15 protein-coding genes are annotated in these 17196 nt (G+C 50.6%); 13 read left to right on the top strand and 2 right to left on the bottom strand.

The annotated features are described in order from the left end of the window. The first annotated feature begins 184 nt into the window (after window positions 1-184). Window positions 185-1468, top strand: coding sequence for a Gfo/Idh/MocA family oxidoreductase (locus NT073_RS07220; protein ID WP_297370964.1), 1284 nt, complete (start codon window positions 185-187; stop codon window positions 1466-1468). A gap of 27 nt (window positions 1469-1495) precedes the next feature. Here NT073_RS07220 and NT073_RS07215 read toward each other — a convergent pair whose 3' ends face one another. Then, window positions 1496-3016: a VCBS repeat-containing protein gene (locus tag NT073_RS07215; protein ID WP_297370961.1), complete on the bottom strand. Its 1521-nt coding sequence runs from the start codon at window positions 3014-3016 to the stop codon at window positions 1496-1498. 90 nt (window positions 3017-3106) lie between these two features. Further along, window positions 3107-5224, bottom strand: a complete 2118-nt coding sequence (locus NT073_RS07210) for a S9 family peptidase (RefSeq protein WP_297370958.1) — start codon at window positions 5222-5224, stop codon at window positions 3107-3109. Between the two features lie 110 nt (window positions 5225-5334). On the opposite strand from NT073_RS07210, the gene NT073_RS07205 reads away from it, so the two are divergent. From NT073_RS07205 to NT073_RS07150, 12 genes are all read left to right on the top strand, one after another. After that, on the top strand, window positions 5335-6012 hold the full coding sequence (locus NT073_RS07205; protein WP_297370955.1) for a DUF3431 domain-containing protein: 678 nt from the start codon (window positions 5335-5337) through the stop codon (window positions 6010-6012). A 198-nt stretch (window positions 6013-6210) separates the two neighbouring features. Beyond that, window positions 6211-7704: a M20/M25/M40 family metallo-hydrolase gene (locus tag NT073_RS07200; protein WP_297370952.1), complete on the top strand. Its 1494-nt coding sequence runs from the start codon at window positions 6211-6213 to the stop codon at window positions 7702-7704. 91 nt (window positions 7705-7795) lie between these two features. Beyond that, a complete protein-coding gene (locus tag NT073_RS07195; RefSeq protein ID WP_297370948.1) occupies window positions 7796-8191 on the top strand; it encodes an FtsL-like putative cell division protein in 396 nt (131 codons plus the stop codon). After that, entirely contained in the window at window positions 8181-10310 is a 2130-nt protein-coding gene (locus NT073_RS07190; RefSeq protein ID WP_297370945.1) for a penicillin-binding protein, read from the top strand. The genes NT073_RS07195 and NT073_RS07190 overlap by 11 nt, the downstream gene beginning before the upstream one ends. Before the next feature lie 84 nt (window positions 10311-10394). Further along, the gene (locus tag NT073_RS07185) at window positions 10395-11864 is read left to right on the top strand and encodes a UDP-N-acetylmuramoyl-L-alanyl-D-glutamate--2,6-diaminopimelate ligase (protein ID WP_297371656.1); all 1470 of its coding nucleotides are present in this window, start codon (window positions 10395-10397) and stop codon (window positions 11862-11864) included. A gap of 114 nt (window positions 11865-11978) precedes the next feature. After that, entirely contained in the window at window positions 11979-13187 is a 1209-nt protein-coding gene (gene mraY / locus NT073_RS07180; RefSeq protein ID WP_297370940.1) for a phospho-N-acetylmuramoyl-pentapeptide-transferase, read from the top strand. A 126-nt stretch (window positions 13188-13313) separates the two neighbouring features. Beyond that, a complete protein-coding gene (gene rplM / locus NT073_RS07175; RefSeq protein WP_012929222.1) occupies window positions 13314-13757 on the top strand; it encodes a 50S ribosomal protein L13 in 444 nt (147 codons plus the stop codon). Window positions 13758-13763: 6 nt separating this feature from the next. After that, a complete protein-coding gene (rpsI, locus tag NT073_RS07170; RefSeq protein WP_012929223.1) occupies window positions 13764-14150 on the top strand; it encodes a 30S ribosomal protein S9 in 387 nt (128 codons plus the stop codon). A gap of 150 nt (window positions 14151-14300) precedes the next feature. After that, window positions 14301-15134 carry a 30S ribosomal protein S2 gene (gene rpsB, locus NT073_RS07165; protein WP_012929224.1) on the top strand — a complete coding sequence of 278 codons (834 nt, stop codon included), beginning with the start codon at window positions 14301-14303 and terminating at the stop codon, window positions 15132-15134. Window positions 15135-15355: 221 nt separating this feature from the next. After that, window positions 15356-16189: a translation elongation factor Ts gene (gene tsf, locus NT073_RS07160; RefSeq protein WP_012929225.1), complete on the top strand. Its 834-nt coding sequence runs from the start codon at window positions 15356-15358 to the stop codon at window positions 16187-16189. 194 nt (window positions 16190-16383) lie between these two features. After that, window positions 16384-16992 carry an RNA polymerase sigma factor gene (locus NT073_RS07155; protein WP_297370926.1) on the top strand — a complete coding sequence of 203 codons (609 nt, stop codon included), beginning with the start codon at window positions 16384-16386 and terminating at the stop codon, window positions 16990-16992. A gap of 5 nt (window positions 16993-16997) precedes the next feature. Further along, on the top strand, window positions 16998-17171 hold the full coding sequence (locus tag NT073_RS07150; RefSeq protein WP_297370923.1) for a hypothetical protein: 174 nt from the start codon (window positions 16998-17000) through the stop codon (window positions 17169-17171). Window positions 17172-17196 lie beyond the last annotated feature (25 nt).

The raw sequence follows: 17196 nt of genomic DNA, 5'->3' as shown, positions 1-17196 counted from the left end.
AGTTGTCTAACCTAGTGAAACCAGCAGGATCGATTGGTCCTGCTGGTTTTTAGAACCATACCTTATAACTTCCCAATTAATACATAACATTCCAAAATCAACTGTAAACCAGTAGATAACCTGCATTTTGGCATTAAAGGTAAAGAATAAGCTAAGCCTGTTAACCCATTCTGTTCCTACTGCCATGACGCTCCAGTCGAACCGCCGTAATTTTATCAAACAAGGTAGCGCGGCTGCCTTAAGTTTAGCCCTGTTTCCCAGCTTTAAACGTAAAGTCGCGCCCAGCGACAAGCTCCGGGTAGCCCATATTGGTGTGAACGGCATGGGCACCAACCACCTCAACTGGTTCGCCAACCTGCCCGAAGTCGATGTAGTGGGCCTCTGCGACCTGGACCAGACCCACCTCGATAAAGCGTTAAACACCTTACAGAAAATCCACCCGGACACAACGGCTAAAACCTATTCCGACTTCCGCTACCTCCTCGACCGCAAAGACATCGACGCCATTACCTGCGCTACCCCCGACCATTGGCATGCGCAGGTAGCCATCATGGCGTTTCAGGCTGGGAAAGATGTATATGGTGAAAAACCACTTTCATACAATGTTCGGGAAGGGCAGCAGATGCTGAAAGCCCAGAAACGCTACGACCGGATTTTTCAGCTCGGTACCCAGATTCACGCGGGCGACAATTACCACCGGGTTGTGGAACTGATTCAGTCGGGGGCCATTGGCAAAGTACATACCGTCCGGCTCTGGAAAACAGGTTTCCCGCCAGTGCTTGGCCCAGCGCAGTACCAAACGCCCCCATCGACGCTCAACTGGGATATGTGGCAGGGGCCGGCCCCGGTTTCATTGTATACGCCCGAGCGTTGCCATTTCACTTACCGCTATTTTCTGGATTACTCGGGCGGGGTGTTTCAGGATTTCTGGTGCCACATTGCCGATGTGGTCTGGTGGGCCATCAACCCGACCGGACTAAAACGGGTGAGCGCTAAAGGCGAAGCCCCGGAGGGGATCGGCGATGCTCCTAAATGGATCGACATCGACTACGAATTTGAGGGCTTGAATCTCCACTGGGCCAGTACCCCACCCAATGTACCCGGTGCCGAAAAACGAGGCATTGGTGCGTATTTCGAAGGCGACAAAGGAACACTTCTCTGCGATTATAACACGCGGGAACTCACCATCAACGGCGTGTTCATGAACGACGTTCCCGAAATCCCCATTACGCTGCAACGGTCGCCGGGGCACCAGCAGAACTTTGTCGATGCGGTTAAATCGCGCCAGCAGCCGGAATCCAGTCTGGCCTACGCCCGCATGATGACCATGCCCATGCACCTCGGCCTGATCTCTTACCGTCTCGGCCAGCCACTGGAATGGAACGCTCACAAAGAGAAGTTCCGCCATAATCCTGAAGCTAATGCCATGTTATCGAGGGAATACCGGAAGGGGTGGGATTTGGTGTAACACACAGCAATATGCTGTTTGTTACACCTATTGCGTCTTATTCTTCAGTACAATTAACGGCAGATGCGTGTCCCAGGTTGGTTTCAGCCCTTCCTGAATCACAAACGTTTTTGAGAAGTTCCCCAGCACAATATCGGCGTCGCCATCCTGGTCAATGTCGTTCACGTCCATGCAAATCCAGCGGCCATAGGCGCTGACGGGAACGGCATGAGGTTGGAATTGAAGGGGCTTCTGCTGCTCGAGATATAGAAACCCTTCGGCCGGGTTATTCTTGAAATCAGCGAAGAAGGCAATGGTGGCGATATCGAGGTCGCCATCCTTATCGAAATCGGTGGCGATGGCTTTGGTGCAGCCATTTATGGGGTAGAAATATGCCTGCTTATAGGCAAAGTTGCCCTGATTCAGGTAAATATACAGCCCGTGGTAGGGCTTCATGATTTTAGAATAATCGCTGTTGTCGCCACAGGTGTACAGAATATCCAGTTTACCATCTTTGTTGAAATCAACCAACTGGAAACTAGTAGAGCCGTAGACCGATGGAAACCGAAGCAGATTTTTCTCTGTAAAGCCTCCTTTTTTGTCGTTCTGAAAAAGCCAGATACCCTCGTCGGCGTGGGCGAACAGCACCATCAGATCGGGCCAGCCGTCGCTATTAAAATCACCCGTAATGGCCTGACTCGCGCCAGGCACTTCTTTAATGGTCATCTTCGTAAACTGGTGATTAGGCTGCTGTTTCAGCCAGTACAGCCCGCCCGTCGTATGTCCGAATCCACAAACGACCCAATCAGTCAGTCCATCTTTGTTGACATCTACGGGCAGCGATTTCAGTGGGCGGGGCAGTTGCATCGCGATGGTCGACAGGTCCGTGCCTTTGGAGGCAGTTAACCCCAGTGAAACCAGCTCTCCTCTGGCAATATCGGCCGCCTGCATGGTGCCCAGCGTCGTAAACAGGCTACGCTCCTGCCCTCGCTCATCGCGAAAAAACTGTGCATCGACAGCCGCCGAGTTAAACTGCCGGAATAGCGTTGGGTTGAGGTGCTTGTCCCAGCGCGTTACGTCACTCCGCAGCGCATCGCTGGTGTAAAGCTGGTGCCCGATGGTATCCATTGCCACCAGCGTCGTCATGGCCGTTTTTGTCGTATCAGGCTGCGGCTTTTCGAGCGAAAACATAGCCCAGTCATCCCTAACGGGCTCTGGCTTATTGGCAGGCTTAAGCGTTTCCGGCGCCAGCGTCTGGTAATACGCGATCAATTTCTGCCAGTTGTCGAACGAAATAGCGGCATTCGGCCCGGCATAATATAATCCATCCGGGTACACTTCCAGCCCCAAGTTCGACGCCATTGCAGGCAATACATGCTTCGTCCAGGTCCCCTTGTCGAGTAGTTGGGGCGCCGGTACGAGGTGGCAATTTCCGCAGTGTTGTTCAGCCAGTCGTTTCCCTTCCGCTACAAGCGGGTCGTTTTCCTGTCCTGACTGACAACTGCCAATAAGTATAGCAAGCGTAGCAACGGCCAGAAACCAATGGTAATAGTGGGAAAGGGAAGTCATTACACGTAGTGCTCACTGTTTGGGCCAATCTCCAGATTGACTCTATCATTAACAAAAGTGGGCCAATCTCCAGATTGGCCCAGACGAAACTTACTGCCGCTCGCCAACCAGATTGAGCATGAAGGCGTATTCCAGCGCTATCTCTTTTAATGCCTGGAATCGGCCCGAGGCACCACCGTGACCCGCTTCCATGTTCGTATGGAGCAGAAGCTGATTATTATCCGTTTTCATGTCACGCAGTTTGGCTACCCATTTGGCGGGTTCCCAATACTGCACCTGCGAATCGTGCAGACCCGTAGTCACAAGCAGGTTCGGGTATGCTTTTTTCTCCACGTTATCGTAGGGCGAGTATGATAGCATGTAGTCGTAATACTCCTTGTTTTTCGGGTTACCCCACTCTTCAAACTCACCCGTGGTGAGCGGAATACTTTCGTCGAGCATGGTCGTCACCACATCCACAAAGGGTACAGCCGCCACCACACCCCGGTACAGTTGCGGAGCCTGGTTAATAACGGCACCCATCAGCAAACCACCCGCGCTGCCGCCCATGGCAAACAGCTTGTCGGCGCTGGTGTATTTGTTCTTGATGAGGTATTCCGACACGTCTACAAAGTCATTGAAGGTGTTTTTCTTCTTGAGCATCTTGCCGTCTTCGTACCAGTGCCGACCCATTTCCTGCCCGCCCCGAATGTGGGCAATGGCGAAGATAAAGCCACGGTCGAGCAGGCTCAGGCGGGTTGAACTAAAGCCGGGATCGGTGGAGTAGCCGTACGAACCGTAGGAGTACTGAAGCAAAGGAGCCGAGCCGTCCTTCTTCGTGCCCTTGCGGTACACCAGCGAAACGGGCACTTTCACGCCATCGCGGGCAGTAGCAAAAAACCGCTCCGATACGTAGTTGTTCTTGTCGAATCCACCCAGTACTTCCTGTTGCTTCTTCAGCGTTTTCTCCTTCGTGTCCATGTTGTAGTCGAAGGTAGAGCTGGGCGTTGTGAGCGACGAATAGCCGTACCGCAGCACATTGGTATTGAAATCGGGGTTGTAACTGATGCCCGCCACGTAGGCCGCTTCGCCGAAATCGAGGTATTCGTCGGCACCCGTTTTCTGATTGATGACCCGGATATTGGTCAGCCCGTCTTTGCGTTCGCCCAATACGAGGTGATTGGCGAAGATGTCCATATTCTCCAGATACACGTCGGCCCGGTGGGGAATCACTTCTTTCCAGGCATTTCGGTCATTGGTTTTACCTTCCGGAACCTCCATCAGGCGGAAGTTCTCGGCTTTCCAGTTCGTGCGGACGTAAAACTTGTCTTTGTAATGAACAATGTCGTACTCGTGCCCTTTCTGTCGGGGCAGGAACGTAACAAACTCACCCAGTGGTTTGCTGGCTTCCAGTAACCGGTATTCGGTGGCGACGCCATTATGATCCGAGCCGATCGTTATGTATTTCTTTGATTTCGACCGGCCCAGCCCCATGTAAAACTGGTTGTCTTTTTCTTCATAGACCAGCACATCGTTTTTTGCATCCGTACCCAGCACATGCCGGTAAACCTGATAACCAAGGAGGGTTTGTGGGTCTTTTTTGATATAGAACAGCGTCTTGTTATCCGTAGCCCAAGCAAAGCTGCCTGCTTCCGTATTGGGAATAGCTTCGGGATACATTTTACCCGTCTTCAGGTTTTTCACCCGCAGGGTATAGAGCCGACGGCTAACGGTGTCTTCGGCAAAAATGGCCAGTTCGTCGTTGTCCGATACTTCAAAACCACCCAGTTGGTAATAGTTATGCCCTTTTGCCATCATGTTTCCATCAAACATGATTTCCTCGGCACCTTGAAGCGAACCTTTTTTACGACAGTAGATCGGGTACTCGCCCCCTGTTATGAAGCGAGTGTAGTAATAATAGTTACCTTCTTTGTAGGGCACCGATTCGTCCTGTTGCTTAATGCGCCCTTTCATCTCCTCAAACAACTTGGTCTGAAGATCTTTGACCGGAGCCAGCACCTGATCGACATAAGCATTTTCCTCGGTCAGATATTTGATCACCTCCGGGTTTTCGCGTTCGTTGAGGTAGTAGTACTTGTCGATCCGTTTATGACCGTTCGTAATCAGTTCTTTGGGTTTGACAGCCGCTCTGGGCGGGGTTATCGGTTGTGCCTGGGTCATGCTATAGAGCGCGAAGGAAAAGATGAACAGTTGACAAGTCCGTTTCATGAGAGGACATTGGTTCAGTTTGTTTCAGAAGAATATTCGTAAAATTACGACTTTTAAGAAGCCCTGAATTACTGAAACCTATAAGGTTTCAAAAACCTTATAGGTTTGCTATGACCGAACTCGTTGTTGCTCATTATACCGAAAATCTGAACTGGCTGCGAAATCTGCCAGTCAGTCTGCAAAAAACGGTGTATACCAAAGGACCAGAGGTACTGGCAGAATTAACCCATATTCTCCTGCCTAACATCGGCCGGGAAGCACATACATACTTGCACCATATTGTGAACCGGTACGATTCTCTGGCCGAGTGGACGGTTTTCTGCCAGGGTAAACCCTTCGACCATGCCTATGATTTCAAGAAGACGCTGCATGGCTTTTCAGCTGATCCTGATGCCATTAGCCAGACGGGATTCAGATGGCTGGGACACCTAATCGATACGGATGATAATCAGGGTAATCGACTCTTCCGGCCGTGGAGCAAAAACGAGGATGGACGCGGACTCGATCTTAAGGGGTTTCACCGCGCCGTATTTGATACCGACGGGCCAGCCCTGTACACCTTCATGCTGGGCGCTCAATTTGCCGTTCATCGAAACATTTTGCGCCAACGGCCTTTATCATTCTACACCCACGCCCTGCACGTATCAACTTCGTTTCCCGACGCAGCACATTGTTTTGAGCGAAGTTGGGACCGTATTCTGGGGGTTGTGGGCATTGATCCCGGCTGGCTGGCTGGCAGACAAACGGTTCAGCTAAAACCAATGAAACATCAGCCTGCCAGCGAGTAAACATCCGTGCCCTGGCTCAGGAAGCAAATTGAATTTTATCAATAAATGATTCATGAAAACTGGCATTTTTAATAAATAATTTAATACGTTGCCAACGTAGGCGAACGCTTTACGAGTCGTTTGTGTCTAATCAGTCAGCATCTCAAATCAGTAGTTATTTTCGTATCTTTATCCAGGAATTCTACCATCCATTTTCTCATGGCCCGCACATTTTACGTGCCTCGTTTTCGGCTCGTGCTGTTCTGTATCGGTACAGCCGGTACGTTAACTGCTTTTCACCCCGACAAACTTTCTTTTCGAAAGGCGTTTGCCCGTATCAACAACGAGGTAAGTGTCCACAGCCGCGCTTATGAAACACTTGCCGACGCATCTCAACGGGTAGGCCACCGCCTGACGGGTAGCCGCAATGGTACACTTGCCGAAGCGTACGCGTTCAATTTACTGTCGTCTTATGGATATAAAGACGTTCGCTACGAGCCATTCGAGGTAGAAGCCTGGATGCGTGATACCGTTACCCTGGCCATTGTCCCTAATAAAAGCGACAATTTTCGGGATGTACCGGTAGTAGCGCTGGCTCACTCGCCCATTGAAGCACACGTAAACGGCGAGATTGTGGACGTGGGCAATGGCCTCGAAGGCGATTTTGAGGCCTTAAAAGATAAATTGAAAGGTAAAGTAGCCTTGGTTAATATTGGTCTGGCAGCTCCAACAAAAGGAGCACGTAACCTCCACCGTTCCGAAAAAACGGCACTGGCCATTCAATATGGAGCCAAGGGCGTTATTATGGTCAACCTCGTTCCGGGTAATGTATTGCTTACAGGTACCGCTTCGGTAACGGGTAAACTGATTCCCATTCCATCGGTATGTATTTCGCTCGAAAGTGGTCAGGCTTTGCGGGCCTGGATGCAGGAAGAGCGCGAAAAACTTCATGCCCAGATCAACATGACCAATACCAGCCGAAAAATACGGGCTCGCAACGTGGTCGCAACGCTGAAAGGGTCTGAGTTTCCCAACGAAAAGATCATCGTGGGCGGCCATCTGGATTCCTGGGATCTGGCCACCGGTGCTATTGACAACGGCATTGGCTCATTTGCCGTCATGGATATTGCCCGCACCTTCAAAGCCTTGAAACTGAAGCCTAAACGAACCATCGAATTTGTCCTCTTTATGGGCGAAGAACAGGGGTTGCTGGGGTCAAGAGCGATGGTCGAAAAGCTAAAAAAAGCGGGCGAACTGGACAATGTCCGGTACATGATGAACCTCGACATGACCAACGACCCATCGGGTCTGAACGCCTTTGGCCGTAGCGATATGGTTCCTTTCTTAAATATGGTGGGCGAAACGATGAAAGAAGTCGAACCAACTTTTGCCAACCAGATGGAAAATCAGGCCGGCCTTCACTCCGACCACCAGCCATTTATGCTGGAGGGCGTTCCGGTGGTGGGCATGAATGGGCACCTCGCCCGGGAAGTGCTTGACTGCTATCACGCCAATTGCGACCGTATGAATCTGGTTGATGCCAGCCAGTTGAAAAATACCGTTCGTTATTCGACCATGCTGCTGTTTGCCCTCGCCGACGCCGACGCCATTCCAACCCAGCGCCAGACCGACAACCAAACCCGCGATTACCTGACGGCGCAGGGCTTGCGTACCCCCCTGCAGATTGCCAACGAATGGCGCTGGAAAGAGTAAACACACCTGGTTTTCGAAAAATTAGCCGCTACCGGCGGAACCCCTGACGAGGATTTTGTTTCTTTGTAGCACGATCGTCTCCTAACCCATCATGGCTAAGAATACCTTCCGGCAACCCGAGCGTATAGCCAAACAGAAACAACGCCGTAAGCTGCGGCTGGCGTCCTGGCTCAATGACTTTATTGGTCTGGACCGCCTGTTTGGGGAAGATAACGCCTGGCCAATTCAGCATATCGACCGTATTCTGTGGGTTACCTTTCTGCTCATCCTGTACATTGGCCTTAATCACAACGCAGAACGACTAGTTCGGCGGACGCAGCGGACCAAAGCGCAGGTCGATGAGTTACGGTCGCAGTTTACCGTTCTTCAGGCCGACTTTAACAAAAGCGGCAAGCAATCTGAAATAAGCAAACGTGTGGCGGCTATGGGCCTCGCCGATAGCCAAACCCCACCTCATAAAATCGTTGTCAAGACCGATGAACATTAAGCAGGACATCATTCAGCGGGCCAATCATGTCTTTTACGTTGTCATTTTTCTGGCAGTCTGCGTAGTGTTTCGGCTCGTGTCGGTGCAGTATTTCAAGAGAGACTTAAAGGGTAGATTCTGGCGGGAGCGTGTAGCGGCAACGCTCATCCAGCGGGATACCATCCGGGCCATGCGCGGGAACATCTACGCCCATGACGGCTATTTATTGGCGACCTCGCTGCCCAGCTACGTCGTTGGCTTAGACCCTACAATGGCCAAGCCCGATTATTTCAACAAGAAAGTAGACTCCCTGGGGCTGCTGCTGTCTCAGCTTTACGGCGACCGCTCGCGGCAGGATTATACGGACATGATTGTTGACGCCCGCAAACGTAAACGCCGGTATGTGTTGCTTAACCGACGGCGGGTTACGTTTCAGGAGCGGCAAAGAATGCTTACCTGGCCCTTTTTCCGATCATCGACTAAGGTGGCCGCCCGGGGTGGTGTGCTTCGCCCTTACTACGAGCGCTACCATCCCTACGGTCAGATGGCCGAACGAACAATTGGTAATCTGGACGCCAAAACGGGCCGGGGTCTTATTGGCCTCGAAGCCAGTTTCCAACCAGCGCTGGCAGGTAAAAATGCCGTTGGTCTGGTTGAAGTACTGTCGGGCGGGATTCGTAAACCCGTCGATGATGGCCCTGAAATGAAGCCCGAACCGGGCATGGATCTGTACACGACCATCGACGTCAACTACCAGGATATGGCCGAGTCGGCGCTCCGCTCGACGCTCGAAAAATACAACGCGGCCAAAGGGTGCGTCATCGTGATGGAAGTAGCCACCGGCGAAATTCGCGCGATGGCTAACCTTTCCCGCGTAAGCAGCCCCACAGGGCCAAACCGGTATGTAGAGAATTTCAACCACGCACTGGCTGGCCGCACTGATCCCGGTTCGACCTTCAAGCTGGCCACCATGATGGCTCTGATGGAAGAAAAAGCCATTTCGCTCAATCAGTTGGTAGCAACGGGCAATGGATCGACGCGCTATAACGGAATCGATATCCGCGATGCCAGCCGAACAGGCAAAGGAACAATTACGGCCCGGGAGGTTTTCGAGAAATCGTCCAATGTGGGCATTCACATGCTGATGCGCAGTTATTTTTATAAGCGCCCCGACTTATACTGCCAGTACCTGCGTAAATTTCACCTGACCCAGCCAACGGGTATTCACATGAAAGGCGAAGCCATTCCCGTTGTGCGCAATCCCGATATGAAAGGCTGGAGCAAAGTATCGCTCACCTCCATGTCGTACGGGTACGAAATGCAAATCACTCCCCTGCAAATGCTGGCCTTTTACAACGCTGTGGCCAACGGCGGGCAATGGGTACGCCCCGTGCTCGTTAAGCAGATTAAACTGGCCGACGAGCTTATTGAGGATAATAAACCGTATGTGGCCCCGGACCCCATCTGTTCGAAAGAAACCGCTCGCAAAGCCCAGGAACTACTGCGGGGCGTGGTGGAACATGGAACGGCCAAACACATCAATAATCCATTTTATGCCATTGCCGGTAAAACCGGAACGGCCCAGAAAGTTATCAACGGCAAGTACCAGGTTGGGCGTTATTACACCTCGTTTATCGGGTATTTTCCGGCCAACAATCCAAAATACAGCATGATTACCGTTGTTGATAATCCGGAAGGCGACAACATTGATATGCTGTACGCTGGTGCCGTAGCGGCCCCGGTGTTCAAGGCAGTAGCCGACCGCATTGTGGCCTACGATTACCAGATGCACGCGCCTATTCGGGTAAGGGCTTCCCGGCCGCAATCAACAACGGATGTCGTGGCCGGTTATGCCGATGATCTGCACGTGATCGGGTCGACACTGAATATGCGGAATGAACCCTCGACCGAAGGCTGGGTGGAGGCTACACCACGCGGAAGCTGGAAAGCCCGCCCCACACGCACTGACCGCGTACCTGATGTGCGCGGCCTGACCCTCCGCGATGCACTTTATTTGCTCGAAAACCGGGGATTCCGGGTTCTGGTCGATGGCCGCGGCAAGGTAAAGGAACAGTCTGTTGAACCGGGAACCGGGATTGAGAAAGCGGCAGGCAAAGTGATTACGCTCACGCTGGGCTAAACAGAATCACAAAAATTAGGTAGTCCCGGCATCAACCCTTTTTTTTGCAGCCGATAAACGAACGTCATGTTCGTTGCCCCACGCATGCAACTAAAAGATATTTTCTATAAAATTCCGCTGCTGGCTACGTCCGGCAGTATGAATACCGAGGTAACAAGCCTGACGATGGACTCGCGCAAAGCCGGTCCGGGCAACCTGTTCATCGCGGTTCGCGGTACCGTTACGGACGGCCATGCGTATATCGAAACGGCCATTCGGCAGGGAGCGACCGCCATCCTGTGCGAAGAGATTCCGACCGAAACCAACCCGGCTGTAGCCTACATCCGGGTCCTGAATTCGGCTCGGACTATGGGGCTGGTGGCCGCTAACTTCTATGGCCAGCCTTCGAAAAAACTCAAACTCGTTGGCGTAACGGGCACCAACGGTAAAACGTCGGTAGCTACGCTGCTCTTCCGACTTTTCCGCGCACTAGGTTACCGCTGTGGACTTCTGTCGACTGTTCAGAATCAGATCGACGACGATGTGATTCCCGCTACTCATACCACCCCCGATGTGATCACGACTAATCAACTGCTCACCAAAATGCTGGCGTACGGCTGTACACATGTGTTTATGGAGGTCAGCTCGCACGCGGTTGTGCAGGAACGGATTGCGGGACTGACGTTCGTGGGCGGAATCTTCACCAACATCACCCATGACCACCTCGATTTTCATGGTACATTCGATAACTACATCCGGGCAAAAAAGGGATTCTTCGACCAACTCCCGGCATTAGCTTTTGCCCTGACCAATGTAGACGACAAGCGTGGGCTTGTCATGCTCCAGAACACAGCCGCCCGCAAGGAGACGTACTCTCTCCAAACACTAGCGTCTTTCAAAGGGAAAATCCTGGCCGACAGCCTGTTCGGACTGAATATGCTCATCGACGAGCACGAGGTATGGTTCAAACTCATCGGACGGTTCAACGCCTACAACCTACTAAGTGTATATGGTACGGCTATTCTGCTGGGCGAAGACCCAACGGAAGTTCTGACAATGCTATCGGGCATTACGCCCCCGCCCGGTCGGTTTGAGCAGGTGGTTTCGGACGATAAGATTGTTGGTATTGTCGACTACGCCCATACGCCCGACGCCCTGCAAAATGTACTGGAAACTATTAACGAACTGCGCAGCACAGATGAACAGGACTACCTACCCCAGATCATTACGGTCGTGGGCTGTGGCGGTAACCGGGACACTTCCAAACGACCCATTATGGCTGATATAGCCTGCCGGTTAAGCAACCGCGTTATCCTGACCTCCGATAATCCCCGGAACGAAGACCCGATGGCTATTCTGGAGCAGATGCAAGCTGGTGTCTCACCGGTCGATTTCAAAAAAACGATCACTATTGAAGACCGGCACGAGGCTATCTGCAAAGCTGTTGAACTGGCCAAACCACACGATATAATCCTGATAGCCGGTAAAGGTCATGAGACCTATCAGGAGATAAAAGGAATCAAATATGATTTCGATGACCGGGTCGTACTGCGCGACGCTTTCGCAGACCGTTGAAATCAGTAACTTTGAACCATATACAATTTTGAGTGAGTGAATGATAGAATGTGTGAATAAAGCTGGACAGTTATTCACACATTCTATCATTCACTTATTCGCTCATTCGCCATTATGCTCTATTACCTCTTCCAGTTTCTTGACGAACGCTATAACTTTCCCGGCGCGGGGGTTTTCCAATACATCTCCTTCCGGGCGCTGGGTGCCGTAATTACGTCGCTTCTGATCGCAGCCATCTTTGGGCGACGCATTATCGACACCCTGCGAAACCTTCAGATTGGCGAGTCGATACGCGATTTGGGGCTGGAAGGACAAATGCAGAAACGAGGAACCCCAACCATGGGCGGGTTTATCATTCTTGCCTCCCTACTGATTCCAGCGCTGCTCTTTGCTAAGCTAACAAATGTATACGTCGTGCTGGCGCTGGTATCTACCGTCTGGACCGGCATGATTGGCTTTCTGGACGACTACATCAAAGTATTCAAGAAAAACAAAGAGGGCCTGGAAGGTAAATTTAAAGTAGTTGGACAGGTGGGGCTAGGCCTTATCGTAGGACTAACACTGTATTTCAACGACTACGTAAAAATCAGAAAGTACGCTCCCCGCCTGTTGAGCACCTCAAATGTGCCAGATGTATATACCGATATCAAATCGACGCTCACCACGGTGCCCTTCGTCAAGAACAACGAGTTCGATTACAGTTCGTTGCTGTTCGGGTTTCTCCCCGACAGTTATACCTGGATAGTATATGTACTGATCTGCATTTTCATCATTACGGCCGTTTCCAACGGGGCCAACATTACCGATGGTATCGACGGCCTGGCGGCTGGTACGTCCGTTATTATCGGCCTAACGATCGGCGTACTGGCCTATCTGTCGGGTAACAAGGTTTTTTCGCAGTACCTGAATATCATGTACATTCCGAACGCCGGGGAGCTGGTAATTTTCTGCGCGGCTTTTGTAGGGGCCTGCGTTGGCTTTCTCTGGTATAACTCTTACCCGGCGCAGGTATTCATGGGCGACACGGGCAGTTTAATGTTAGGGGGTGTCATTGCGGTATTGGCTCTAGCGATTCGTAAAGAGTTAATGATTCCGATTATCTGCGGCATTTTTCTGGCCGAGAATATATCCGTAATTATTCAGGTCAGCTATTTCAAATACACAAAACGAAAGTACGGGGAGGGCAGGCGAGTTTTCCTGATGTCGCCTTTGCACCACCATTTTCAGAAAAAGGGGTATCACGAAGCCAAGATTGTAACCCGCTTCTGGATCGTAGGTATTATACTGGCGGTATTGGCTTTAGCCACGCTGAAGCTGCGGTAGGTATGATTTCTTATTATCCCCTTGTTTTTCAGCCTACTATCTCCTATATTTGCACTCCCGTTTCAGGACGGACCTGTTTTTTAATCAGGTAAGTAATTATAAATCAAACAATTAGTCTCCTTAATAGTGAATACGCTCAGTTACAAAACCATCTCTGCCAACAAAGAAACGGCGCAGAAGGAATGGATTGTGGTTGACGCTCAGGGTGAGGTGCTCGGTCGGCTGGCCAGCAACATCGCACGTCTGATTCGCGGCAAACACAAAACCAACTTCACGCCACACGTTGACTGCGGAGACAACGTGATTGTCATCAATGCCGACAAGGTTCGCCTGACCGGTGCCAAGATGACCGATAAAGTCTACGTCCGCCACACGGGTTATCCCGGTGGTCAACGGTTCGCATCGCCCCGTTTGCTGCTTGAAAAGCATCCAGAGCGTATCATCGAGCACGCCGTAAAAGGTATGTTGCCAAAAAACCGGCTCGGTCGGCGGTTGTATACCAACCTGTACGTTTACGCCGGTGGTCAACACCCGCACGAGGCTCAGCAACCAACCGCAGTTAAATTTTAAGTCATAATGGATCGTATTAATACCATTGGCCGCCGTAAAACTGCCATCTCCCGCATCTATATGTCGGCGGGCAGCGGAGCCATCTCGGTGAACGGAAAAGATTACAAACAATATTTTCCTACCGAAGTCCTGCAAATCATTCTGAACCAACCTTTTGCAACCGTAAACGGTGTTGGTGGTTACGACGTTAAAGTGAACGTTCGCGGTGGTGGTGTGGCTGGACAAGCCGAAGCTACCCGTATGGCTATTGCCCGCGCACTGGTCGAGATGAATGCTGAATTCCGTCCGGCCCTGAAAAAAGAAGGATTCCTGACACGGGATTCGCGTATGGTAGAACGGAAAAAATACGGTCGTCGGAAAGCCCGCCGTCGGTTCCAGTTCTCGAAACGTTAATCATTGGCAATGGGCTTTGGGCCGATGGTATTGGGTTTTACCCCTTGCCCCGTACCCTTCCCCTACGCAAAATTTGTCCAGACTACCCTTAGATGATGCCGACGGGTGGTGCTGCGTATTTTTTAACAACATTCATTTTCAAAGTCTGAAATGGCACAAATTGAATATAAAGACCTCCTCGACGCTGGTGTGCACTTTGGCCACCTTACGCGTAAGTGGGACCCTCGGATGGCTCCGTATATCTTCATGGAGAAAAACGGCATCCACATTATTGACTTAAACAAAACGGTTGCGGCATTAGACGAAGCCTGCAATGCCATCAAAGGAATTGTTCGCTCGGGCCGGAAAGTGATGTTCGTCGCTACGAAGAAACAGGCTCAGGAAATCGTTTCGGAAGAAGCGCGTCGCCTGAAAATGCCTTACGTTACCGATCGCTGGCAGGGCGGTATGCTAACGAACTTCGCTACGATCCGGAAATCGCTGAAGAAAATGCAAACGCTGGACAAAATGCTGAAAGACGAGGAGACCGTTAAAAGCATTGCCAAGCGTGAGCGTTTGACCCGCAGCCGTGATAAAGAAAAACTGGAGCGCGTACTGGGCGGTATTGCCGACCTGACCCGCCTGCCAGCTGCTCTGTTCGTGGTTGACGTAAAACGCGAGCACATTGCCGTTGCCGAAGCACACCGTCTGGGTATCCCCGTATTTGCCATGTGCGATACGAACTCGAACCCCGAAGAGGTAGATTTCGCTATCCCGGCCAATGATGACGCCTATAAGTCAATTTCGCTGATTACGCTTGCCATCGGTAAGGCCATCGAAGAGGGTCTGATGGAGCGGAAACAGGATAAAGACGACCAGCGTGTTCAGGAAGAGGAAGAGGCCAAGCGTTCTGAAGATCTTGCCCAGGCTAAAGCCGAAGGTGAATCGCAGCCCGAGGCTACTGCTGCTCCTGCCGCTGTTGCTGAAGACGAGCAGGAAGCCTAGTAGAGTCAGTAAGTCGGTAAGTTTGTAAGTCAGTAAGTTGACGTGCTGTAGAATTTTTCTATCTGTCTCAACTTGTCAACTTATAAACTTGCTTCCTTAACAACTTTATAACTTCATTAGAAATAGCCCGTAGCCAGCCGCTATGGGCTATTCCATTTCAGGATACAAGTAGTAAGTACCAAACATTTTTTGGCAATTTAAATCGATAATCACCTATTACTATGGCAATTACCGCTGCTGACGTAAACAAACTTCGGCAAGAGACTGGAGCCGGCATGATGGACTGTAAAAAAGCCCTCACCGAAGCCGATGGCGATTTTGAAAAAGCAAAAGAGATTCTGCGCAAGCAGGGTCAGAAAATAGCCGACAAACGGGCTGATAACGCAACCGCCGAAGGTATCGTACTGGCTCACGTTAGCCCGGATGGTACAACAGGTAAAGTAATCGCTCTGGCCTGCGAAACGGAGCCGGTATCGAAAGTTGCCGATTTCCAGAATCTGGCAATGGCCATCATGAGCACCGCTGTTGCTTCGGATGTTACGGACAAAGCAACCTTACTCGCAACGCCACAAGCGGATGGCCGCGCTCTGCAGGATCATATCACTGACCTGATGGGTAAAATCGGTGAGAAAATCGATGTAGCTTCGTTTGAAACGGTATCTGCCGATAAAGTCGTATCGTACATTCACTCGAATGGCAAATTGGGCGTACTGGTAGGTCTGAACAACACCAACGGTACCGACGTAACCGAGGTGGGCAAAGATATCGCCATGCAGATTGCCGCTATGAAACCCGTAGCGCTCGATAAAGATGGTGTTGACGCGACGATCGTTCAGCGGGAAATTGAAATTGGCAAAGAGCAGGCTCGCCAGGAAGGTAAGCCTGAAGCCATGCTCGAAAAAATTGCTATGGGTAAGCTGAACAAATTCTATAAAGACAACACCTTGTTGAACCAGGAGTTTGTGAAAGATACTTCTTTGACGATCAGTCAATTACTTGAAAAAACTAGCAAAGGTCTGACAGTGTCTGCATTTAAGCGGGTAGCTATCGGCTAATTATAACGAGTATACTTCTGTGAAAAATACCCGGCCTCTCAGCCGGGTATTTTTTTGTGGGTCAATTAACAACTAGTCACTTGACTAAAAGCTCACTCAGAATCAATCCTGCATTGCCCATACAGCAGCAGAACGCCTATAGGTAATGTTACTTTTAACCCGGATTTATGTCTCATTAACCACCACTGTACAAAATGGAACATATTTCTGATGAGGAGTTGGTTCGCCTGTATATCACGACACAGCGAAACATCTATTTTGAGCGTCTATATGAGCGATATTCGAATAAGGTATACCGAAAATGTCTGTCATTCACCAAAGACCCGGTTCGGGCAGAAGACCTGACTCACGACGTTTTTTTGAAATTAGTCGTTAAGCTTAGCAGCTTCCGCGAGCAGGCGAAATTTTCAACCTGGCTGTATTCAATAACGTACAACTATTGCACAGACCAGCTAAGAGCCCATAATCTGCGTAAAGAAGTTTACATAGATGATAGCTGGGACCGGCTGGAAGGTAATATGGATGATGGACTGGGCGAAATAGCTGAAATGGAAGCCCAGCAACTGGAAAAGGCTTTGCATCAGCTTCCGCCTGATGAACAAACCATGCTTCTGATGAAGTACCAGGATGATATCAGCATTCGGGAGATTGCCAATTTTATGGGCTTAACCGAAAGTGCGGTGAAAATGCGACTTAAGCGATCGCGGGATAAACTACGTAAATATTACCTCGAAGGGGTTGTATTCTGGCTACTGGTGGCGGCTAAACTGGCGCTTTCCATCCGTTGGCCCTTTCGGCACTGAGCGTTATGGAAACAACAAATCCCTTTAAGGAAATTGAACCAGATGACATCTGCCCACCTCATCTGCAACATGAACTGGTCACTGAAATTGACTTAATTCGAAATGCGATCACAGTTATAGAAATCTACATCGGTGATCTTTTTAGTTTGGCTTCCGTGCTGGCAAACCCACCTAATTAGACACCTAACGATACCACCAACCCGA

This window comes from Spirosoma sp., from assembly GCF_026391055.1.
In the GTDB taxonomy this organism is placed as follows: domain Bacteria; phylum Bacteroidota; class Bacteroidia; order Cytophagales; family Spirosomataceae; genus Spirosoma.
The sequence above is the reverse complement of the archived record's forward strand: the minus strand, read 5'-3'. Positions and strand labels throughout refer to the sequence as shown.